The sequence below is a fragment of the Stenotrophomonas geniculata ATCC 19374 = JCM 13324 genome (assembly GCF_001431625.1).
GTDB classification, from domain to species: Bacteria; Pseudomonadota; Gammaproteobacteria; order Xanthomonadales; family Xanthomonadaceae; genus Stenotrophomonas; species Stenotrophomonas geniculata.
The window spans coordinates 15,754-36,663 of record NZ_LLXT01000116.1 but is presented as its reverse complement, the minus strand read 5'-3'; the positions used below and the strand labels follow the sequence as shown (position 1 = coordinate 36,663).

The window sequence follows — 20,910 nt, the reverse complement described above, 5'->3', positions numbered from 1 at the left end:
TGTAGGCCTGTGGTTCATCGAACCTAACACGGGCTTAACGAAAAATGGAGGTTCGCGTTACTCTATGTCTCGAAATGTGCATTCGTTGGACTTGAAAGTGCAATGAATTCGGTAGCTTGGTCTCATTCGTGATGTGCATGTTCAGTCTTTATGAGTTGAAGATGAATGGGCGGAATGGGGTGCCTTTGCGCAGCGAGACAGGTTGACTGGCCAAAAAAAAGGCCCCGCCGAAGCGGGGCCTGGTCCAGACACGGAGTCCGGAAAACGACGGGATCAGAAGTTGTACTTGACCTGGGCCGAGATCTGGCGGCCGTAGACGCTGTAGAAGCCGTCGTTGAACGGGGTCGATTCGTTGCCCGGGTAGTTGTAGCGCTGGCCTTCCGGCAGTTTGTTGAACACGTTGTTGACCATCAGCGACAGGACCAGATCGTCCTGTGCCTGGTAGTTCATGCTCAGGTTGTACGTGGTGTACGAACCCCACTTGCCGGCCTTGGCGCCGGAGGAGTGGACATAGCCGTAGCTGCGGCCGGTGTAGGCCAGGTAGTTCGGGGTGCTGCCGACGTAGTTGGCGTACACAGTGGTGGTGAACTTGGCGATGTTCCAGGCCACCGACAGATCGCCGCGGACCTTGGCGAAGTTGTCGTAGTACCACATGTTGTACGGGTCGCTCAGCAGGTCGAGCTTGGCGGCGCCCGGCATCGGCTGCACTTCACGCTTCAGCATGTTGGTGTAGTTGCCGGAGAACATTAGCGAGCCGAAGCGGCCGATATCCTGCTGGTACTTGGCCGCCACGGTCACCGCTTCCAAGTTCTGGCTGGCAACGTTGAGCTTCGGCGTGTATACGCGTTCCAGATTGCCGCTCTTTTCATCGCGGGACACCCAGTTGGTCACGTCACCGCAGCTGGCCGAGGTGTTGTTCGGCAGGCCGTTGTGGCACTGGTACTCGGCCAGCAGCAGCTGGTCCGAGCTCAGGGTCTTGACCTCGTTCTTGATCTTCCAGTTGTAGTAGTCGGCCGACAGCGAGAAGTTGCTGACCGGGGCCCACACCACACCAGCGCTCCAGACGTCGGCGGTGATCGGCTTCAGGTCCGGGTTGCCAGACTTTTCGCTGTATACCGAGGTGTTCTTGTAGAACGAGCACTTCTCATCACGCAGGCCATAGCCCAACTGGCTGCAGCGGTAGTAGTCGTTCTGGCCGGACGAGTACGAACCGCTCATGCCCTGGAAGGCATCGGACAGGGTCGGTGCGCGGAAGGCGGTACCGTACTTGCCGCGCAGCAGCAGGCTCTCGATCGGACGGAATTCCAGGCCGATGCTGTAGGTGGCCTTGTCGACGGTCTTGTCGGCGATCTTGAAGGCGTCATAGCGGCCCGAGGCGCTGACGGTCAGGGTGTCGTGCAGCGGCATGCGCAGTTCGCTGGTGACCGCGTAGTTGCTGCGGTGGCCGGCGCCGGCGACGGCGGTGGTGCCCCACACGTTGCCCTTGACGAACGCCTGGTCCGGCGAGTAGTCCCAACCTTCGCTGCCACCTTCCAGCACGACGGCCAGGCCGGCGTCACCGCCCGGCAGGCTGAACAGCGAGCCGTTGGTCACCTGCACGCGACCCAGGTTCTGCCAGGTCTTGCTGCGGTGGGTACCGTAGCCGGTGAAGCTGGCGAACTGGTCAGGGGTGATCGGCGAGTAGAAGGCCGCGTAGTTCGGGTTGTAGATGTCGAAGCCATCAGCGGTGGTGCCCAGCTTGGGGCCCAGCACGTTGTCGACGAAGAAGCCATCGATCTTGTCTTTCCAGCGCACGAAGCGGTTCTGGTCCAGGCGGTACTCGCCACGGGTGAAGCTGGCGCTGTAGTCCCAGTCGCCGACCATGCCCTTGCCGCCCAGGGTGACCTGGTACGCACGGCTTTCGTCGGAGTTCATGATGTTGTTGTAATGGCCCGGGCCGATTTCTTCCGGCGCGAAGGCGCGCTGCAGGTTAACGACCTTGCCCAGGCCCTGGTCGTAGAAGCTGCCCAGGCTCGACTTGGTGCCCCACCACAGGGCGCTCGAGCCGGAGGTGAACTCGGTCTTTTCCTTGCTGTACAGCACGTCGGCGAACAGCTGGAAGTTGTCGTTCACGTCGAAGGTCATCGACGAGTAGAACTGGCCGCTGTTCTTGCCGTTCTTCAGGGTCTTGTAGCCGGCGCTGTACACCGAACCGCAGGACTCGCCCGACGCGCGCTGGCCGACCACGGTGGTGCCGTCATACAGCCCAGCGACGTTGGCGCAACGGCTCGGGTCCATCATCAGCAGCTTGTTGTCAGCGTTGGTGATGACGGCGAAGTCGTTCGACGGAACCTGGGCGGTGTAGCCGACCGGGTTGTTCTGGCGGGTGATGTCGCGCTGGTAGCCCCAGATCGGGCTGCCGTTCTCGATCTGCACGTTGAACAGCGCATGGAAGCGGTCGTCGAAGGCGTTGATGCCCTTGGCAGCGCTGAAGCGGATGTTGCTGCCGCCGCCTTCGGTGTAGGTGCCGCCACGGAGGGTCATGGTGCCGCCGTCCATGCGCTCCTTCAGGATGATGTTGACCACACCGGCGATCGCGTCCGAGCCGTACAGCGAGGACTGGCCGCCCGGCAGCACTTCGATCCGCTCGACGATGTCGATCGGAATGCCGCTGATGTTGTTGAAGGTTTCGCTGCCGTTGTACAGCGCCGGATACGAGAGCATCGGGCGGCCGTTGATCAGGTACTTGGTGTAGCCCGGATTCAGGCCGAACATGCCGGCGGCTTCGGCGCCCTGGGTGAACGAACCCGAGGTCTGGCCGCCCTGCAGGCCGCCAGTGGTCAGCGACGACTGCTGCAGCACTTCAGCAACACTGCTGAAGCCGCGGGTCTGGATGTCTTCGGCGGTGATGGACATCACCGGGGTCTGGGTTTCAACCTGGGTCTGCGGGATCAGCGAACCGGTGACGGTGATCTTGTCCAGGTTGGTCGCCTTGTCCTGGGCCATTGCCGGGGCGGCGGCCATCAGAGCGGAAATCAGGGCGACGGCGAGCGTGTTGCGACGTGCGGTGTTGCTTACGTAGTTCATGTAGTTCCATTGGAGAGCAAAAACAAAAACGGCACTGCGCATGCGCCATCGCGCGGGCTGGGAATGCCAGCTCCGCAGCCCAAAACAGTGCGGGTCGAACGTAACATGAACTTAACAATCTGTGCACGAATCTGTAGCAATCCTGAATTTCAGTCAGGTTACGTCCAGCTTGTATGATGCTCGGTTATTCCCCCTGACCCCGCCGGTGCTCGTTGTGAACAGTTCTCCCCGCCGTCCCCATGCAAGCCAGGTCCAGAAGGGACTCACGCCGCATGCCCGCATCCGCAATGTGATCGCGGTTGGTTCGGGCAAGGGCGGCGTCGGCAAGTCGACCACCGCGGTCAATCTGGCCGTGGCGCTGCAGCAGCTCGGCGCGCGCGTGGGCGTGCTCGACGCCGACATCTATGGCCCCAGCGTGCCGGCAATGCTGGGCCTGTCCGGCCGTCCGGAAAGCCCGGACAACAAGAGCATCGAGCCGCTGCGTGCGTTCGGCGTCGACACCATGTCGATCGGCTACCTGATCGAAGAGGACACGCCGATGATCTGGCGTGGGCCGATGGCCACCTCGGCGATGACCCAGCTGTTCAACGACACCTTGTGGGACGACCTGGACTACCTGCTGATCGACCTGCCGCCGGGCACCGGCGACATCCAGCTGACCCTGACCCAGAAGATCCCGCTGGCCGGTGCGGTGATCGTCACCACGCCACAGGACATCGCCACGCTGGACGCGAAGAAGGCGCTGAAGATGTTCGAGAAGGTCGAGGTGCCGGTGCTGGGCATCGTCGAGAACATGGCGGTGCATACCTGCAGCAGCTGCGGGCATGTCGAGCACCTGTTCGGCGAGGGCGGCGGCGAGCGCATGGCCGCGCAGTACGGCGTGCCGTTGCTCGGTTCGCTGCCGCTGCAGATCGGCATCCGCGAGCAGGGCGATTCCGGTACCCCGATCACCGTGGCCCAGCCGGATTCGGTCCCGGCCCAGGCCTACCGCCATGCCGCGCAGCGCCTGATCGAGGAGGTTGGCAAGCGTCCGCGTGCCTCGATCCCGATCCTGTCGTCGCTGCTGTAAGTGCCCGGGCAGGGGCCGCCGGCGACGCCCGGCCCCCTGCTAGAATCCTCGCGCCCCCTCGTACCCCAGGACAAAGCATGAGCATCAAGAGTGACCGTTGGATCCGCCGCATGTCCGAGCAGCACGGCATGATCGAGCCGTTCGAGGCCGGGCAGGTCAAGCAGGCCAACGGCGAGCGCATCGTCAGCTATGGCACCTCCAGCTACGGCTACGACGTTCGCTGCTCGCGCGAGTTCAAGGTGTTCACCAACATCAACTCGACCATCGTCGATCCCAAGCACTTCGATCCGGGCAGCTTCGTCGATATCGTCGGCGATGAATGCATCATCCCGCCCAACAGCTTCGCGCTGGCGCGCACCGTGGAGTACTTCCGCATCCCGCGCGACACCCTGGTGGTATGCCTGGGCAAGAGCACCTACGCGCGCTGCGGCATCATCGTCAACGTGACCCCGCTGGAACCGGAATGGGAAGGGCACGTCACCCTGGAATTCAGCAACACCACGCCGCTGCCGGCGCGCATCTACGCCAATGAAGGCGTAGCGCAGATGCTGTTCTTCCAGGCGGCCGCCGACGACATCTGCGAGACGTCGTACCGCGATCGTGGCGGCAAGTACCAGGGCCAGACCGGCGTGACGCTGCCGCGGACCTGAAGATTGCAGGCGATTTGTGAAGCCGAGCATGGCTCGGCTCTACATGAAGGAAGGCGGCGCAATGCGCCGCCTTCTTTATTTCCCGCGACCGAACAGCATCGCGATGCCGACACCCACCAATGCCACCGGCCACCAGGTCAGCAGCAGCTTGGACAGGTTCAGGTGCGTCCAGCCCAGGTTGCTGGCGAGCATGAACAGGCCGATCAGGATCAGCAGGACGGCGGCAACGAGGTTGAATCGCATCGGGTCGGCAAACGCTCAGGACTGGGCTGGATATCCTAGCCGTTCCTTCCAGTAGGCGACATGCTGGTCCAGCGCACCCGGCTCGTAGCGGTGCGCGGGGCCGCTGCCCCAGACCGGGCCCGGCCACGCGGGGTCGCCGTCATGGCGGCCGATCACATGGAAATGCAGCTGGCGCACGATGTTGCCCAGCGCACCGATATTGATCTTCTCCACCCCGTCGGCGCCCTTCAGGGCCTTGCAGGCGCGGTTGAGCTCGGTGCGCAGCTTGTCCTGCTGCTCGCCGTCCAGCTCGATCCACTCGGTCACCCCGGCCAGACGCGGTACCAGCACCAGCCAGGGGAATCGTTCGTCGTTCATCAGCCGCACTTGCGACAACGGTCCTTCGGCCACCAGCACGCTATCGGTGGCCAGGCGTGAATCGAGTTCGAAATCGCTCATCCAAGATGCTCCGAGAAGAAGTCCAGGGTGCGTTGCAGCGCCAGGGTGGCGCTGTCTGGATCATACGCATGTCCGACCTCCCGGTTGAAGGCGTGGTCGGCCGGATAGACGAAGGTGGCCATCTGCGGCAGCTTCTCGCGATGGGCCTGGACCGCCTCCGGCGGGATGCTCTTGTCCTGGGCGCCGAAGTGGAAGATCACCGGGGCCTTGGGCGTCTCATCCAGGAACTGGACATTGCGCGCACCGTAATAGCTGACCGAGGGTAGGCCCAGGCGCAGGGCCGACAGCATCGCCACCGTGCCGCCCCAGCAGTAGCCCACCGTGCCGACCTTGCCTTGGGGCGCCAGCCGGGTGGCGGCTGCACGCACGACCTCCAGCGCCTTCTCCATGCCCAGTGCGGTCACCCGTTCCAGGCCCTGCTTCACGCCTTCGGCGTCATAGGGTAGGGCATCCGGATCGGCTTCTGCACCGTCGACCAGGTCGAAGAACGACGGCGCCAGCACCGCGTAGCCTTCGGCCGCGAAGCGCTCCGCTACGCCGCGGATGTGCGGGTTGGCGCCGAAAATTTCCTGCACCACCACCAGCCCGCCACGCGGGGTGCCCTCCGGCAGGGCCTGCCAGGCCCGTACCGGGCCGTGATGCGTATCCAGGGTGATCCACTCGGCCATCGTTTCCATCTCGTTGTGGGGAACAGAACGGCATTGTCGGTGCAGCGTGGGTTAGCGCGATGTCAGCGGCTGTGCGGGATCGGGCGGCTGGCCATTCAGAGCGCGGCCGCCAACCCCGGTATACTGGCGCCCTTTCAGGCCCCGGCCCCCAGGAACCCCTGCCACGACGGCAGGGGCCCAGGCCCCCAGAGTCCCGCGATTCCATGTCCCAGCTGAACCCCAAAGTCGGCTTCGTCAGCCTTGGCTGCCCGAAGGCCCTTGTCGATTCCGAACGCATCCTTACCCAGCTCCGCTCGGAAGGCTACGACATCGTGCCGTCCTACGATTCGGCCGACGTGGTGGTGGTCAACACCTGCGGTTTCATCGATTCGGCAGTGACCGAATCGCTGGACGCGATCGGCGAGGCGATGAACCAGAACGGCAAGGTCATCGTCACCGGCTGCCTGGGCAAGCGCCCGGAGCAGATCCGCGAGGCGTACCCCAACGTGCTGGCGGTGTCCGGCCCGCAGGACTACCAGAGCGTGATGGAAGCGGTGCATGAAGCACTGCCGCCCAAGCACGATCCGTTCGTGGACCTGGTGCCCGACTACGGCATCAAGCTGACCCCGCGCCACTACGCCTACCTGAAGATTTCCGAGGGCTGCAACCACAAGTGCAGCTTCTGCATCATCCCGTCGATGCGTGGCAAGCTGGTCTCGCGCCCGGTGGATGAGGTGCTGCGCGAAGCCGAGCGCCTGGTGCGGGGCGGCGTGCGCGAGCTGCTGGTGGTTTCGCAGGACACCTCGGCCTATGGCGTGGACGTGAAGTACGCCGAGAAGATGTGGCGCAACAAGGCCTACCAGACCCGCCTGAAGGCGCTGTGCGAAGGCCTGTCCGAGCTGGATGCGTGGGTGCGCATGCACTACGTCTACCCGTACCCGCACGTGGACGAGGTGGTGCCGCTGATGGCCGAGAACCGCATCCTGCCGTACCTGGACATTCCGTTCCAGCATGCCAGCCCGCGCATCCTGCGCCTGATGAAGCGCCCCGGCGCGGTCGAGAAGACCCTGGAGCGCGTACAGAACTGGCGCCGTATCGCCCCGGACATCACCGTGCGTTCGACCTTCATCGTTGGCTTCCCGGGCGAGACCGAGGCCGAGTTCGAAGAGCTGCTGTCGTTCCTCGACGAAGCGCAGCTGGACCGCGTCGGTGCGTTCGCCTATTCGCCGGTGGAAGGCGCCACCGCCAACGACCTGCCCGATGCGGTACCGGAGGAAGTGAAGCAGGAGCGCCTGGCCCGTTTCATGGAAAAGCAGGCGCGGATTTCCGCGGCACGCCTGGAAGCCAAAATCGGCACCGTGCAGCAGTGCCTGGTCGACGCCATCGAAGGCGATATCGCCGTGGCCCGCTCCAAGGCCGATGCCCCGGAGATCGACGGCCTGGTGCACATCCAGAATGCCGACCAGGTGCCGCTGCGCGTGGGTGAGTTCGTCGACGTGGAAATCACCGAGAGCGACGAGCACGACCTGTACGGTGACGCGCTGCCGGCCGCTACCCGCCCGGCATTCGATCTCAAGATGCTGTGACCACCGCGACGACCGCCGCCGGTGACGGCAGCGGTGTCCGCCGCTTCGTGCCGCCGCCGCGTGCGGCGGTCGATCCGCAGGTGTTCGCGCACCCGGTGTTTGCCGGATTGCGCGACGTTCGTGATCTGTTGGAAGGCCCGGAGTGGCCGTCCATTGCAGCGCTCGAGGCACGCCTCACGCTGCCCGGCAAGCACCTGGTCGAGCAGGATGCCACGCTGCTGGCTGACGGCCTGCACTACGAAGCCCGCATCGCGCAGGGGCTTATCGCCACCCGCGCCGACAACTGGCACGACCTGTTCAATGCACTGGTGTGGGCCCGTTACCCGCAGCTCAAGCAGGCCCTCAATGTGCAGCAGTGCCGGCATATCGAGGCGATGCCGCCGGGCCAGCGCAACCGTGCGCAGGCCGCGTTGACCCAGTTCGACGAGACCGGCGTGATCGTGCGCGTGCGCGATGACTCGTTTATGCGTGCGTGGGATGGGCATGACTGGCATGCATTGTTCGAGCCAGCGCACTGGCTGAGCGGAGACATCGCCATCGCTGCGGTATTCGGGCACGCGCTGATGGAGCAGGCGCTGCTGCCGGAACGCCGTCTGGTGGGCAAGTGCGTGGTGGTGCGCGACGAAGTCGATGATGCCTGCGTTGACGCAGTGACCGCGGCCATCGCCGAGGGCAGGGCAGTGACCGATCCGCTGCAGCTGCGGCCCCTGCCATTGGCCGGTATTCCCGGCTGGCATGGCGTGCAGGATTCCGCCTTCTATCGCAATGCCGATTATTTCCGCCCGCTGCGTGCCGGTCGCCAGTATCCGTTGCCGCTGGTGGGGTTGCCGTTGTAGAGCCGAGCCCATGCTCGGCTGCGTTTGCCCATCAGCCGAGCATGGGCTCGGCTCTACAAAGGGCAGGCAGTCGAGCCATGCTCGACGCTACACAGGCTCGTACTCCACCCCGATCACCGCAAAGGTGAACTGCCCGCCGGGCAGCTCTACCGAGAACTCATCATCCAGCCGCTTCTTCAGCAGCGCACGTGCCAGCGGCGAATCGATGCTGATCCAACCCAGGCCTGCATCGGTCTCGTCCGGGCCGACAATGCGATAGCGGCTGGTGCCGCCACTGTCCACGTTCTCCAGTTCCACCCACGCGCCGAAAAACACCGCCTGCGGATCGGTCGGCGTGGTGTCGACCACGCGCAGCGATTCCAATCGCTTGGTCAGGTAGCGCACGCGACGGTCGATCTCGCCCAGCTGCTTCTTGCGGTAGGTGTACTCGGCGTTTTCCGAACGATCGCCTTCTGCGGCGGCTGCGGCCAGTGCCTTCACCACCTCGGGGCGGCGCACCCGCCACAGGTCATCCAGTTCGGCCTTCAGCCGTGCGTGGCCGGAGGCGGTGATCAGGGCAGTGCTTTTTTCTGCGGGGGGACGCCAACGGGACATGCGGTAAGACTTCTTTTCAGGGGAACGATGGGGTCGGAGCCCTTTCCCGTGGAAAGAGCTCTGACCGCCAGTGGCGGTGAATCAACGCTTGCCGCCGAAGATGCCGCCCAACAGGCCACGCACGATCTGGTTGCCCAGCTTGGTGCCGACCGTGCGCGTGGTCTGCTTGGCCATCGTCTCGATCATGCCCTGGCGGCGCTTGGTGCCGAAAATCGCATCCTTGATCGCCTGGCCGAAACCGCCTTCCTGCGCTTCGTCCTGCTCGCGGCTGCGGGCGGCCGGCGCCTGCGCCCGCTCGACCGTCTTCTGCGCGCGCTGGGCCAGCAGTTCGGCGGCCGATTCACGGTTGATCGCCGTGTCGTAACGACTGCCGACCGGGCTGCCGGCACGCACCTGGGTACGCTCGGTCTCGGTGATCGGTCCCATCCGGCAGCGCGGCGGCGCGATCATCGTCTGCTGCACCGGCATCGGCACACCCTTGTCCTGCAGCGTGGACACCAGCGCCTCGCCGGTGCCGAGCTGGCTGAGCACCTTGGCCACGTCCAGCTTCGGGTTCGGCACGAAGGTTTCGGCAGCGGTCTTTACTGCCTTCTGGTCGCGCGGGGTGAACGCACGCAACGCGTGCTGCACGCGGTTGCCCAGTTGGCCGAGGATGTTGCCCGGCACGTCGTCGGGGAACTGCGAGCAGAAATACACGCCCACGCCCTTGGAGCGGATCAGGCGCACCACCTGCTCGATGCGCTGCACCAGCGACGGCGGTGCGTCGTCGAACAGCAGGTGGGCCTCGTCGAAGATGAAGACCAGCTTCGGCTTGTCCAGGTCGCCCACCTCCGGCAGCTGCTCGAACAACTCCGACAGCAGCCACAGCAGGAAGGTGGAATACAGCTTGGGCTTGAGCACAAGCTGGTCGGCGGCGAGGATGCCGATCACGCCGCGGCCGTCGTGATTGACCCGCATGATGTCGGCCAGCTCAAGCGCCGGTTCGCCGAAGAAATTCTCGCCACCATCCTGCGCCAGGCGCAGCACCGAACGCTGGATCGCGGCGATCGACTGCGCACTGACCAGGCCGTACTCGGTGGATATGTCCTTGCGCTCCTCGGCCACCAGGCCGAGCAGGGCGCGCAGGTCGTCCATGTCCAGCAGCAGCAGGCCACGGTCGTCGGCCAGCTTGAACACGATGTCGAGCACGCCGGACTGGGTGTCGTTCAACTCGAGGATGCGCGCCAGCAGGGTCGGGCCCATCTCGCTGACCGTGGTGCGCACCGGATGGCCGAGCTTGCCGTACAGGTCCCAGAAAATGGTGGGGCTGGCGGCCGGCGCATAGTCGGCCACGCCGATCTCGGCAGCACGCGTCAGCAGGTTCTCGGCACCGGTCCCGGGAACAGCCAGGCCGGACACATCGCCCTTAACATCGGCCAGGAACACCGGCACGCCCAGCCGCGAGAAGCCCTCGGCCAGGGTCATCAGGGTGACCGTCTTGCCGGTGCCGGTGGCGCCGGCCACCAGGCCGTGGCGGTTGCCGAGTTTCGGCAGCAGGGTGACGGCAATATCGTCGGTAATGCCTTTGCCGAGCAGAATCGGATCCATGGTCCAGCCCTTGTGGTGAATAGCCCAATGTTAACCGCCGGCGGTGACGGGCCGAAGGTCGGCTTGCCCGGACCTTGGCGGCGCCGCTACTCTGCCTGCCTGTTTCGCACACAGTGCCATCAATGCCCGTTCCTGTCCTGATTTCCTGCGGTTGGCCGCTGCTGGCCCTGGCCGGCCTGGTTTCCCTGGCGCCCGACGCCCATGCGCAGCGGGTTTCGGCCCGGGACAAGGTGAAGGTGGATGCGCTGCAGCAGCGCATGACCGTCGCCGAAAAGCGTTACAGCGACGCCCTGCTGCTGGTCGCCAATGCCGACCCCAAGGGCAGCAACGAGGCCGATGCCGCGCTGGAAGACATGGAAGATGTCCTCAACGACTGCGTGAAGCAGAAGGGCTGCCAGATGGGCACCCTGCTTGCCAGCTACAAGCGCCTGCTCAAGCACGACGCTGATGCCGCTGCCAGCGACGACGTGGCCGACGAGGGCGGTGACCGCCTGGAAGCCGACCCCGACCATATCGGCCCGCTCACCGCCGACGTGCCGGAGGCCGCGCGCGCCGCCGCGCTGCTCAACGACAAGCGGCATGCCTTCGACAGCATGGTCGAGTACAACCCGGCCGTGCAGGCCGGCATCCGCCGTTGGCTGACCGACATGCGTCCCGCGCTGCTGACCAGCTACGAGAACTACCAGAACCTGCGTGAGGTGATGTGGCCGGAGTGGGAGAAGCGCGGCCTGCCCGAGGCGCTGCTGTTCGGCATCATGGCCAAGGAGTCCAACGGCCGCGTGCATGCGTCCTCGCGCGCCGGCGCCGCCGGCCTGATGCAGTTCATGCCGGCCACCGGTCGCCGCTTCGGCCTCGGCCCGGACGGCACCGGCTTCGATACGCGCTTTGACGCGCGCAGCGCCGCCGAGGCCAGCGCCAGTTACCTCAACGAGCGTCTACGCGAGCTGAACAACAACGTGGAAATGTCGGTGGCCGCCTACAACGGTGGTGAAGGCCGTGCCGCGCGCGTGTTCAAGCAGAGTGCTGGCCAGAGCTTCTGGACCGACAGCGTCTACAACCAGTTCCCGGGCGAGACCAAGGACTACGTGCCGATGGTGATCGCCGCCGCCTGGATCTTCCTGCACCCGCAGCAGTACGGCGTGGAATTCCCGAAGATCAGCGCGCAGCCGGCCACGCTGCGCCTGGCCAAGTCCACTACCATCTACGAACTGACCATCTGCCTGGGCAGCCACGGTACCCGAGATGGCTACATGCGCGCGCTGCGCAACCTCAACCCGCGCTATGAAGCCGACGGCTGGATTCCGGCCGGCACGCTGATCAATGCCACCACCCGCATCGCCGGCCTGTACCAGCGCAACTGCGTCAGCGGCCCGCGTGCCGATCTGGCCCGCACGCTGATCACCGCCGATCTGAACGCAGCGATCAAGCGTCCGACCGCTGCCAGCTACACCGGCAGCGTGGCCGTGGGCGGTGTGGTGCCGGTGGCCGATGCCGCCGCGTCCACCAGCGTGCCGACCACGCCGGCCGCTCCGGTAGCTACGCCGCGCCCGCAGGCACGGCCGAAGCCGGTGCGCAGCCACAAGGTGGGCCGGGGTGAGACCTTGGGCGCCATCGCCGCGAAATTCCAGTGCGACGTGCCGACCCTGGCCCGCGCCAACGGCCTGAAGGCCCCGGCCTACAGCCTGCGCCACGGCCAGACGCTGAAGCTGCAGGGCTGCGACAAGTAATCCTCCCGACCCCTGGAATCCGCATGGACCTCGAAGACACCCGCAACCTGTTCGCCAACCTCCGCGAAAACACCGACTGGGACATCACCGGCCCGTTGCTGTGGGGGTATTTCTTCGTGCATTCCACTGCTGAGCCGTTGCAGGTACTGGCTGACCATCTGCAGGCGCAGGGCTACTCCTTCGTGGAACTGTTCGAGCAGGAGCCGGAAGAAGGCGACGCGCCGTTCCACGTGCTGCATGTGGAGCGCGTGGAGATTCACGACGAAGCGTCGCTGGACCGTCGCAACCAGGAGTTCGCGGCGCTGGCCGCGGAGAAGGGCGTGGAAGACTACGACGGCATGGACGTAGGTCCAGCCCAGGCCCTGCAGTAGCGCGCTTCTGGCTGTAGAGCCGAGCCCATGCTCGGCTTCCTTTGCCCACAGAAATGCATGACCGGTTGCAGCCAGCAGCCGAGCATGGGCTCGGCTCTACATGTACCTCAGCGCAGCGTCGCCAGCGCCTGGCCCAGCTGCACCGGGCTTTCGGCGCCCAGCTGCGGCGCGAACTCGGCCACGCCCGGCGGCAGCAGCACGATCACGGTCGAACCGTAGTTGAAGCGCGCCATCTCGGCGAAGCGCTCCAGCTGGATGCCCTGGCCGCGGTAATCCTTGCGGGTGATGCGGTCACCGTAGGCCGGGATCTCCTCACCGCTCCATACGGTCTCCACGCCGGACACCAGCAGTGCACCGACCATCACGCTCACCATCGGGCCGAAGCTGGTATCGAAGTGGCAGACCAGGCGCTCGTTGCGGGCGAACAGGCGCGGCACGCCGTTCACCGCGGCCGGGCCGACGCTGAACAGGCGGCCCGGCACGTGCACGGTCTCGCGCAGGGTGCCGGTCCACGGCATGTGCACGCGGTGGTAATCGCGCGGCGACAGGTACACGGTGGCGTACAGGCCGTCGTTGTACGGCTTGGCGTCTTCGTCGCTGCCCAGCAGTTCGGCGGCGGTGAACGACTGGCCCTTGGCCTGGAAGATCCGGCCGGCCTCGATCTTCCCCAGCTGGCTGATGCGGCCGTCGGCCGGCATCACCAGGCTGCGCGGATCGGCATCGGCCACGCGCGCCCCCGGCTTCAGCGCACGCGTGAAGAACTGGTTGAAGGTGGCATAGCTGCGCGGGTCCGGGTTGGCCGCTTCGTCCAGGTTGACGTTGAACTTGCGGGTGACGGTGTCGATCAGCCAGCGCGACACGCGCGGATCGTCCGAGTACGCCAGCGAACGCGCCATCGAGGACAGCAGGCGGTGGGGCAGGGCGTACGTCAGGGCGGTGGTGAGGCTCATGGGGCGGTTTTCTCGGTCAGCTTCTGCAGGTCGCGGGCAATGGCCGGCGCGTTGAACGGGGGCCGCACCAGGCCGGCAAGGCGGCCCTGCGGGTCGAGCACGGCCAGGCTGGCCGAGTGCTCGACGGTGTAATCCTCAGGGTTCTCGTCGAAGTGCTTGCCCGGCACCTTCTGGAACACGAAACCCAGCGACGTGGCAAAGCGCTCCAGCGACGGGATATCGGCGGTGGCGGCCAGGGTGTCCTTGTGGAAGCCGTGCACGTACTCGCCCAGGCGTGTGGCGCTGTCACGGTCCGGGTCGACCGAGATGAACAGCACGCGCGGGCGCAGGCTGTCGGGCAGGGCCTCCCACTGGTTCTGCGCGCCGGCCAGCTCGGCCAGAGTGGTGGGGCAGACGTCGGGGCAGAAGGTGAAGCCCAGGAACACCAAGGTCCAGTGGCCCTTCAGCTCGCCCGGAATCAGGCGGGTGCCGTCGGACTGGGCCAGGTTGAAGTCGGGCAGTTCGCGCGGCTGCGGGTACAGCGTGATCGCTTCGGTGGCCGGGGCGTTGGCCGGTGGCTTCGGCGCGAACACCTGCTGGGCGGCCAGCAGGCCCAGGCCCGCCGCCAGGGCGATCAGCAGGATGATGCCGGCGTTGCGATTGAACATGGGAGCCCCCGCGCGAAGTGGGCTCCATCATACCGGCTGCGGCCCGATCGTTTCTGCCGCAACGGATGCCGCCACGGGCGCCAGCCCCTATAATCGGGGGCCACTTTGCCCGCAGTACCGCCATGACCGCTGAAACGGCCGCCGAACTCCACACGATCATCGATCTGATCCGCTACGGCACCAGCCGTTTCAACGAAGCCGGGCTGACCTTCGGTCACAGCTACGACAATGCGCTGGACGAGGCCACCCAGCTGGTGCTGCACAGCCTGCACCTGCCGCACGATCTGGGCCCGGCCTATGGCCAGGCGCGCCTGCTGCAGGCCGAAAAGCTGCGCGTGCTGGAACTGTTCCAGCGTCGCATCGATGAACGCATCCCGGCCGCCTACTTGACCGGTGAGGCCTGGTTCGCCGGCCTGAGCTTCAAGAGCGACAAGCGCGCCCTGGTGCCGCGTTCGCCGATCGCCGAACTGATCGAATGCGGCTTCGAGCCGTGGCTGGCCGGCCGCGATGTCAGCCGCGCGCTGGATCTTTGCACCGGTTCGGGCTGCATCGCCATCGCCATGGGCCATTACTACCCGAACTGGGAAGTGGATGGCGTCGACCTGAGCGACGACGCGCTGTCGCTGGCCGAAGAGAACAAGGAACGCCTGCAGGCGCACAACGTCACCCTGCTCAAGTCGGACCTGTTCAACGGCCTGACCGGCCGCCACTACGACCTGATCGTCACCAACCCGCCGTACGTCACCAACGACGAGACCGATGCCCTGCCGCAGGAATACTCCTACGAGCCGGAGATGGGTCTGCGTGCCGGCGATGACGGCCTGGACCTGGTGCTGAAGATCCTGCGCGATGCCCCGCTGCACCTGAGCGAAGACGGTCTGCTGATCTGTGAAGTGGGCGAGTCCGAACAGCATCTGGTCAAGCTGCTGCCGGAAGTCGATTTCGCCTGGATCGAGTTCAAGGTTGGCCAGATGGGCATCTTCGCGGTCGAGTGCCGCGAACTGATCGCCCACAGCGCCCGCATCACCGAACTGGCGGCGCAGCGCCCGTGAGCTCCAATTCGTTCGGCAAGCTGTTCACCGTCACCACGTTCGGCGAGTCGCACGGGCCGGCCATCGGCTGCGTGATCGATGGCTGCCCGCCGGGGCTGGCGCTGGACGCGGCCGAATTCGCCCACGACCTGCAGCGTCGCGCAACCGGCAAGAGCCGGCACACCTCGGCGCGTCGCGAAGCCGATGAGGTCGAGATCCTGTCCGGCGTGTACGAGGGCCTGACCACCGGCACGCCGATCGCGCTGCTGATCCGCAACACCGACCAGCGCAGCAAGGACTACGCCAACATCGGCCAGCAGTTCCGGCCGGGTCATGCCGACTACAGCTACTGGCACAAGTACGGCATCCGCGACCCGCGCGGTGGCGGCCGTTCCTCGGCACGCGAGACCACCATGCGCGTGGCCGCCGGCGTGGTCGCCAAGAAGTGGCTCGCCGAGCGCTTCGGCGTGACCGTGCGTGGCTACCTGTCGCAGCTGGGCGACATCACGCCGGCCGGTTTCGACTGGTCGGCGGTGGAAGACAATCCGTTCTTCTGGCCGCACGCCGCACAGGTGCCGGAACTGGAGGCGTACATGGATGCGCTGCGCAAGTCCGGTGATTCGGTCGGTGCGCGCGTGGACGTGGTCGCCGACAACGTGCCGCCGGGCTGGGGCGAGCCGATCTACGGCAAGCTCGATGGCGAACTGGCCGCTGCGCTGATGAGCATCAACGCGGTGAAGGGTGTGGAGATCGGCGACGGTTTCGCCAGCGCAGCGCAGAAGGGCACCGAGCACCGTGACCTGCTGACCCCGCAGGGCTTCGCCAGCAACCATGCCGGCGGCATCCTCGGTGGCATTTCCACCGGCCAGCCGGTGGTCGCCTCGATCGTGTTGAAGCCGACCTCCAGCCTGCGCCTGCCGGGCCCTTCGCTGGACACGGCCGGCAACGTGGTCGAGGTGGTCACCACCGGCCGCCATGATCCCTGCGTCGGCATCCGTGCCACCCCGATCGCCGAGGCGATGGTGGCGATGGTGCTGATGGACCAGGCGCTGCGTCATCGCGCGCAGTGTGGCGATGTCGGCACGATCACCCCGCGCATTCCCGGGCAGATCGATGGCTGACACGCGGCCGACGGTGTGGGTGAGCCAGCCGCTGATCGACGCGGCCATCGCGCCGTTGCGCGATCGCGTACAGCTGCGCAGCACCGACACTGTCACCGCCTGGTCGCCCGATCAGATCGCCGAACAGCTGGCCAGCGCCGACGGCGCCATCATCACGCTCAACGAGCGCATTGGTGCGGCCCAGGTGGCCGACGCCGCACAGCTGCAGGTGATCGCCAATGTCGGCGTCGGCTACAACAACCTGGATGTCGATGCGCTCAGCGCCGCCGGCATTCTCGCCAGCAACACGCCGGACGTCCTGACCGGGACCACCGCCGATCTCGGCTTCGCGTTGCTGATGGCCACTGCACGCCGCATCACTGAATCCGAGCGCTGGCTGCGCGAAGGGCAGTGGCAGCAGTGGTCGTTCCAGACCATGCTCGGTGCCGACATCCACGGCAGCACGCTGGGCATCCTCGGCATGGGCCGCATCGGCCAGGGCATTGCCCGCCGCGGTGCACACGGGTTCGGCATGAAGGTGCTGTACCACAACCGCTCGCAGCTGCCGGCCGCGACCGAAGCGGAAGTGGGCGCCACCTATGTGGACCTGGATACGCTGCTGGCACAGTCCGACCACCTGCTGCTGGTGCTGCCGTACACGCCGGCCTCGCACCATCTGATCGATGCCGTCGCGCTGGCGAAGATGAAGCCGTCGGCGACGCTGGTGAACATCGCCCGTGGTGGCCTGGTTGATGAGATCGCGCTGGCCGATGCGCTGGCCAACGGTCGCCTTGCCGCAGCGGGCCTGGATGTGTACGAAGGCGAGCCGAAGGTGCGCCCCGAACTGCTGGCGCTGCGCAATGTCGTGCTGACTCCGCATATCGGCAGCGCCTCGCTGGCCACGCGCACGGCGATGGTACAGCTGGCCGTGGATAATCTGGTTGCCGGGCTCGGCCTGGACGGCGGCCTGTCGCGCATGCCGAGCGCGATCAACGCTGACGCGGCGATGGCCGCGCGCGTGACTCTGGGCAAAAAAACCGGGAAACGATAGGGAACCTCCGCGCGCCCCGCTTGAGGAGGTTCCCCGAACCCAGCTGTCGTGCGTGTTTCTTCCCCATTCCCGTTTTCGTGAGAGTTTCCCCCATGAGCAATGCACAGCGCAGTTTCCACGTCGCCGTCGTCGGTGCCACCGGTGCGGTCGGCGAGACCATGTTGTCGATCCTGGCCGAGCGTGATTTCCCGGTCGGTACCCTGAGCGTTCTCGCTTCCGAGCGTTCGGCCGGCGGCGAGATCGAGTTCAACGGCCAGAAGGTCAAGGTCCAGGACCTGGCTACCTTTGATCCGAGCGGCGTCGAGATCGCCCTGTTCTCGGCCGGCGGCAGCGTGTCCAAGGAATACGCGCCGAAGTTCGCAGCAGCGGGCGCTGTGGTGATCGACAACTCCTCGGCCTTCCGTTACGACGATGACGTGCCGCTGGTGGTGTCCGAGGTCAACCCGGAGCAGGTCGCCAACCGTCCGCGCGGCATCATTGCCAACCCGAACTGCTCGACCATGCAGATGCTGGTGGCACTGGCACCGCTGCACCGCAAGTACGGCATCGAGCGCATCAACGTCTCCACCTACCAGTCGGTGTCTGGCGGCGGCCGTTCGGCAACCGAGGAACTGGGCAAGCAGACCGGCCAGCTGCTGAGCTTCCAGGAGATCGATCCGCAGCGCTTCCCGGTGCAGATCGCCTTCAACCTGATCCCGCACATCGATGACTTCCAGGACAACGGTTTCACCAAGGAAGAGATGAAGCTGATCTGGGAGACCCGCAAGATCCTCGGTGACGACAGCATCCTGGTGAACCCGACCGCGGTGCGCGTGCCGGTGTTCTACGGCCACTCCGAATCGGTGGCGATCGAAACCCGCGACAAGGTGACCGTGGCCGAAGCGCGCGCGCTGCTGGAACAGTCGCCGGGCGTTGAAGTGGTGGACCGCCATGAAGCCGGTGGTTATCCGACTCCGGTCACCCATGCCTCGGGCACCGATGCGGTGTATGTCGGCCGTATCCGTGAAGACCTGTCGCATCCGCGCGGCCTGAACCTGTGGATCGTGTCGGACAACGTGCGCAAGGGCGCGGCGTTGAATGCCGTGCAGCTGGCCGAGCTGGTCGCCGCCGAGCAGCGCTGATGGAGAGGCCGGGCAATCCCCGGCCTTTTCTGTAGAGCCGAGCCTACGCTCGGCTCAGGCCATGCAGCCGAGCATGGGCTCGGCTCTACATGGGTGCGGACCCCGGTCCGCACGCTTTATAGTGTCGCCCATGAATAAACGGGCCAAGGGCGCAAAGCGCCCGCTCACCTATCTGTCCGCCGCACTGCTCGCCTTGGCCAGCAGTTCGGCGCTCGCCCTGGGGTTGGGTGACATCCGGGTCCTGTCCAAGCCGGGCCAGCCCCTGCTGGCTGAAATCCCGGTGGTCTCGGCCGATCCGTCCGAGCTGGAAAACCTGCGGGTGGCGCTTGCCTCACCGGTCACCTTCGAACGTGTCGGCCTGCAGCGGCCAACCGGACTGGTCAGTGAACTGCAGTTCGAACTGACCCGCGACACGCAGGGCAGGGCAGTGGTGCGCGTCACCTCGCAGGCGCCGGTGGAGACGCCGTCGCTGAGCTTCCTGATCGAAGCCGACTGGGGTCAGGGCCGCCTGGTGCGTGAGTACTCGGCGCTGGTCGATGCGCCGCCCAGTGCGCTGGCCGTGGCCGAGCCGGAGATCGTCGCACCGGCCGGCACGCTCTCCAATACCATCGTGCGCGAACCTGCACCGGCTTCGGCAACGGTGCCGGCAGCAGAGACGCCCACTACGCCGCCATCTGCGGTGGTGCCTGCACCGGCACGCCCGCGTGCGGCCTCCGCGCCGGTTGCTGCACCGGCGGCCGATGGCAGCATCACCGTGCAGCGCGGGCAGACCCTGTCGCAGATCGCCAGTGCAGTGGCACGTGGCAACCAGGTCAGTCGCGACCGCGCGATGATCGCCCTGCTGCGTGCCAATCCCGAAGCCTTCATCCGGGGCAACGTCAACCTGCTCAAGCAGGGGGCGGTGCTGCGCATGCCAGGCAGCGATGCGCTTGCTGCGGTCGACGCTGCCGAAGCGGCGACGCTCGTGCGCGAGCACGCTGCGCAATGGCGGCAGGCGCGTACCGTGCCGCAACCCGCGGGTACCGTCGCCCCGGTCGCCAAGGCCGCAACCACGAACGCTTCTTCCCCGCCTGCCGCCAACGGGGCACGACTTGAGATCGCTCCGGCGCTGGCGTCCGACGCCGCGCACGCGGGCACAACCACCGGCACCGCTGCCGGCAGCGAGGGTGACATGCTGGGCAACGAACAACTGCGCCAGGCGCGTGAGGACATCGCCACCCGCGATGCCGAGATCGGCGAGCTGAAGCAGCGCGTGGCCGACCTTGAGAAACTCAAGGAACAGCAGCAGTCGCTGATCGCGATGAAGGACAACGACCTGGCCGCCGCGCAGCAGCGCCTGGCGCAGGCACCGGATGCCCGCGATGCGGCAACGCCGTGGTACTGGCTGGGGCTGCCGGTACTGCTGCTGGCGGCGGGCGCGGCCTGGCTGCTGCGTCGTCGCAAGCCGTCGCCGCTGCCGCCGCTGCGTGAGGAAGACGATGCCGCCGGCCTGACCGCGGCGGTGCCGGCGGGTGCGGCGCTGGATACGCTGGCCGAGCAGTCCTCATGGTCGTCGGCTGTTGCCGACAATGGCCGCCAGGAACCGGCGATGCCCGCCTGGGCCACCGAAACCGAAGTGCATGACGTGGTGGTCGCCGAACCCGTTGCCGAGGACCTGGCGCGGGCCGGCTGGCAGACCGACAGGCTGCGCGAGGAGGACGCGGTGGCATTGCCCGAAGCGGTGACCGATCTGCCGCGCTGGGACGATCCCGCAACCACCGGCGACGAGGGTGTCGTCGCCGAGCCGCTGCAGGACGAGCGCGTTGCACCGCAGGCGCCGGTCGAAGTGGTGGTGCCGGACTACGCACTGCATGCCGAACAGCAGCCGCAGTTCCGCGGCGTGTTCGATCTGCCGGCCGACGCGCATGAGAACGAGGCTCCGGTGGACGCCGCCCGTCGCGAAGCCATCGACGGCATCGACCATGGCGCCGTCGAGGCCTCTCATTCCGACGACATCGCGTCGAGCGCGGCTGCGCCTGCCGGCGACGCGGGCTGGTCGCCACGTGCCGGCCAGGAGCGCCTGGAACTGGCCATTGCCTACCTCGATCTGGGCGACGCACAGACCGCGCGCACCCTGTTGCTGGAAGTCGCTGAAGGCGGTGACCTGCACAGCCAGGCCCAGGCCCGCGAACTGCTGGCGCGCCTGCCGTGACCGAA

The 20,910-nt window shown here is 66.3% G+C and carries 19 protein-coding genes; 11 read left to right on the top strand and 8 right to left on the bottom strand.

What is annotated here, in order from left to right; translation table 11 throughout:
- Nucleotides 1-273 precede the first annotated feature (273 nt).
- A complete protein-coding gene (locus tag ARC63_RS13735) occupies nt 274-3,066 on the bottom strand; it encodes a TonB-dependent receptor plug domain-containing protein (protein WP_057503577.1) in 2,793 nt (930 codons plus the stop codon).
- A gap of 214 nt (nt 3,067-3,280) precedes the next feature.
- On the opposite strand from ARC63_RS13735, the gene apbC reads away from it, so the two are divergent.
- Together apbC and dcd are read left to right on the top strand one after the other, a co-directional pair.
- On the top strand, nt 3,281-4,135 hold the full coding sequence (apbC, locus tag ARC63_RS13730; protein WP_026347084.1) for an iron-sulfur cluster carrier protein ApbC: 855 nt from the start codon (nt 3,281-3,283) through the stop codon (nt 4,133-4,135).
- A gap of 77 nt (nt 4,136-4,212) precedes the next feature.
- Nucleotides 4,213-4,785, top strand: coding sequence for a dCTP deaminase (gene dcd / locus ARC63_RS13725; RefSeq protein WP_010483020.1), 573 nt, complete (start codon nt 4,213-4,215; stop codon nt 4,783-4,785).
- Nucleotides 4,786-4,860: 75 nt separating this feature from the next.
- Here dcd and ARC63_RS23515 read toward each other — a convergent pair whose 3' ends face one another.
- Genes ARC63_RS23515 through ARC63_RS13715 form a run of 3 tightly spaced genes read right to left on the bottom strand, consistent with a single transcriptional unit; the run spans nt 4,861 to nt 6,134 of the window.
- The gene (locus tag ARC63_RS23515) at nt 4,861-5,028 is read right to left on the bottom strand and encodes a LiaI-LiaF-like domain-containing protein (RefSeq protein WP_005418011.1); all 168 of its coding nucleotides are present in this window, start codon (nt 5,026-5,028) and stop codon (nt 4,861-4,863) included.
- Between the two features lie 15 nt (nt 5,029-5,043).
- Nucleotides 5,044-5,466: an HIT domain-containing protein gene (locus ARC63_RS13720; protein ID WP_010483023.1), complete on the bottom strand. Its 423-nt coding sequence runs from the start codon at nt 5,464-5,466 to the stop codon at nt 5,044-5,046.
- Entirely contained in the window at nt 5,463-6,134 is a 672-nt protein-coding gene (locus tag ARC63_RS13715; RefSeq protein ID WP_019338605.1) for a dienelactone hydrolase family protein, read from the bottom strand. The genes ARC63_RS13720 and ARC63_RS13715 overlap by 4 nt, the downstream gene beginning before the upstream one ends.
- Before the next feature lie 203 nt (nt 6,135-6,337).
- On the opposite strand from ARC63_RS13715, the gene rimO reads away from it, so the two are divergent.
- Both rimO and ARC63_RS13705 read left to right on the top strand, forming a co-directional pair.
- On the top strand, nt 6,338-7,699 hold the full coding sequence (gene rimO, locus ARC63_RS13710) for a 30S ribosomal protein S12 methylthiotransferase RimO (protein ID WP_019338604.1): 1,362 nt from the start codon (nt 6,338-6,340) through the stop codon (nt 7,697-7,699).
- A complete protein-coding gene (locus ARC63_RS13705; protein WP_043401151.1) occupies nt 7,696-8,535 on the top strand; it encodes a DUF3025 domain-containing protein in 840 nt (279 codons plus the stop codon). The genes rimO and ARC63_RS13705 overlap by 4 nt, the downstream gene beginning before the upstream one ends.
- A gap of 87 nt (nt 8,536-8,622) precedes the next feature.
- Here ARC63_RS13705 and greB read toward each other — a convergent pair whose 3' ends face one another.
- Both greB and ARC63_RS13695 read right to left on the bottom strand, forming a co-directional pair.
- Nucleotides 8,623-9,129 (bottom strand): transcription elongation factor GreB, encoded by a 507-nt coding sequence (gene greB, locus ARC63_RS13700; RefSeq protein WP_057503576.1) that lies wholly within the window; start codon nt 9,127-9,129, stop codon nt 8,623-8,625.
- 81 nt (nt 9,130-9,210) lie between these two features.
- Nucleotides 9,211-10,716, bottom strand: coding sequence for a helicase HerA-like domain-containing protein (locus ARC63_RS13695; RefSeq protein ID WP_057503575.1), 1,506 nt, complete (start codon nt 10,714-10,716; stop codon nt 9,211-9,213).
- Between the two features lie 122 nt (nt 10,717-10,838).
- Here ARC63_RS13695 and ARC63_RS13690 point away from each other — a divergent pair, with 122 nt between their 5' ends.
- Both ARC63_RS13690 and ARC63_RS13685 read left to right on the top strand, forming a co-directional pair.
- Nucleotides 10,839-12,443 carry a transglycosylase SLT domain-containing protein gene (locus ARC63_RS13690; RefSeq protein ID WP_057503574.1) on the top strand — a complete coding sequence of 535 codons (1,605 nt, stop codon included), beginning with the start codon at nt 10,839-10,841 and terminating at the stop codon, nt 12,441-12,443.
- Nucleotides 12,444-12,466: 23 nt separating this feature from the next.
- Nucleotides 12,467-12,814, top strand: a complete 348-nt coding sequence (locus tag ARC63_RS13685) for a ribonuclease E inhibitor RraB (RefSeq protein ID WP_057503573.1) — start codon at nt 12,467-12,469, stop codon at nt 12,812-12,814.
- A gap of 107 nt (nt 12,815-12,921) precedes the next feature.
- Here ARC63_RS13685 and asd read toward each other — a convergent pair whose 3' ends face one another.
- Nucleotides 12,922-13,764, bottom strand: coding sequence for an archaetidylserine decarboxylase (asd, locus tag ARC63_RS13680; protein WP_019336666.1), 843 nt, complete (start codon nt 13,762-13,764; stop codon nt 12,922-12,924).
- Nucleotides 13,761-14,411, bottom strand: coding sequence for an SCO family protein (locus ARC63_RS13675; protein WP_010483041.1), 651 nt, complete (start codon nt 14,409-14,411; stop codon nt 13,761-13,763). The genes asd and ARC63_RS13675 overlap by 4 nt, the downstream gene beginning before the upstream one ends.
- A 122-nt stretch (nt 14,412-14,533) precedes the next feature.
- Here ARC63_RS13675 and prmB point away from each other — a divergent pair, with 122 nt between their 5' ends.
- The 5 genes from prmB to ARC63_RS13650 all read left to right on the top strand — a co-directional run bounded on the left by prmB (nt 14,534) and on the right by ARC63_RS13650 (nt 20,905).
- Nucleotides 14,534-15,463, top strand: coding sequence for a 50S ribosomal protein L3 N(5)-glutamine methyltransferase (gene prmB / locus ARC63_RS13670; RefSeq protein ID WP_010483043.1), 930 nt, complete (start codon nt 14,534-14,536; stop codon nt 15,461-15,463).
- On the top strand, nt 15,460-16,563 hold the full coding sequence (gene aroC, locus ARC63_RS13665) for a chorismate synthase (protein WP_010483045.1): 1,104 nt from the start codon (nt 15,460-15,462) through the stop codon (nt 16,561-16,563). The genes prmB and aroC overlap by 4 nt, the downstream gene beginning before the upstream one ends.
- Complete coding sequence (locus tag ARC63_RS13660; RefSeq protein ID WP_010483047.1) at nt 16,556-17,593, top strand: 2-hydroxyacid dehydrogenase; 1,038 nt, start codon at nt 16,556-16,558, stop codon at nt 17,591-17,593. The genes aroC and ARC63_RS13660 overlap by 8 nt, the downstream gene beginning before the upstream one ends.
- Before the next feature lie 92 nt (nt 17,594-17,685).
- Nucleotides 17,686-18,714, top strand: a complete 1,029-nt coding sequence (locus tag ARC63_RS13655; protein WP_010483049.1) for an aspartate-semialdehyde dehydrogenase — start codon at nt 17,686-17,688, stop codon at nt 18,712-18,714.
- Nucleotides 18,715-18,844: 130 nt separating this feature from the next.
- Complete coding sequence (locus ARC63_RS13650; protein ID WP_043400992.1) at nt 18,845-20,905, top strand: FimV/HubP family polar landmark protein; 2,061 nt, start codon at nt 18,845-18,847, stop codon at nt 20,903-20,905.
- Nucleotides 20,906-20,910 lie beyond the last annotated feature (5 nt).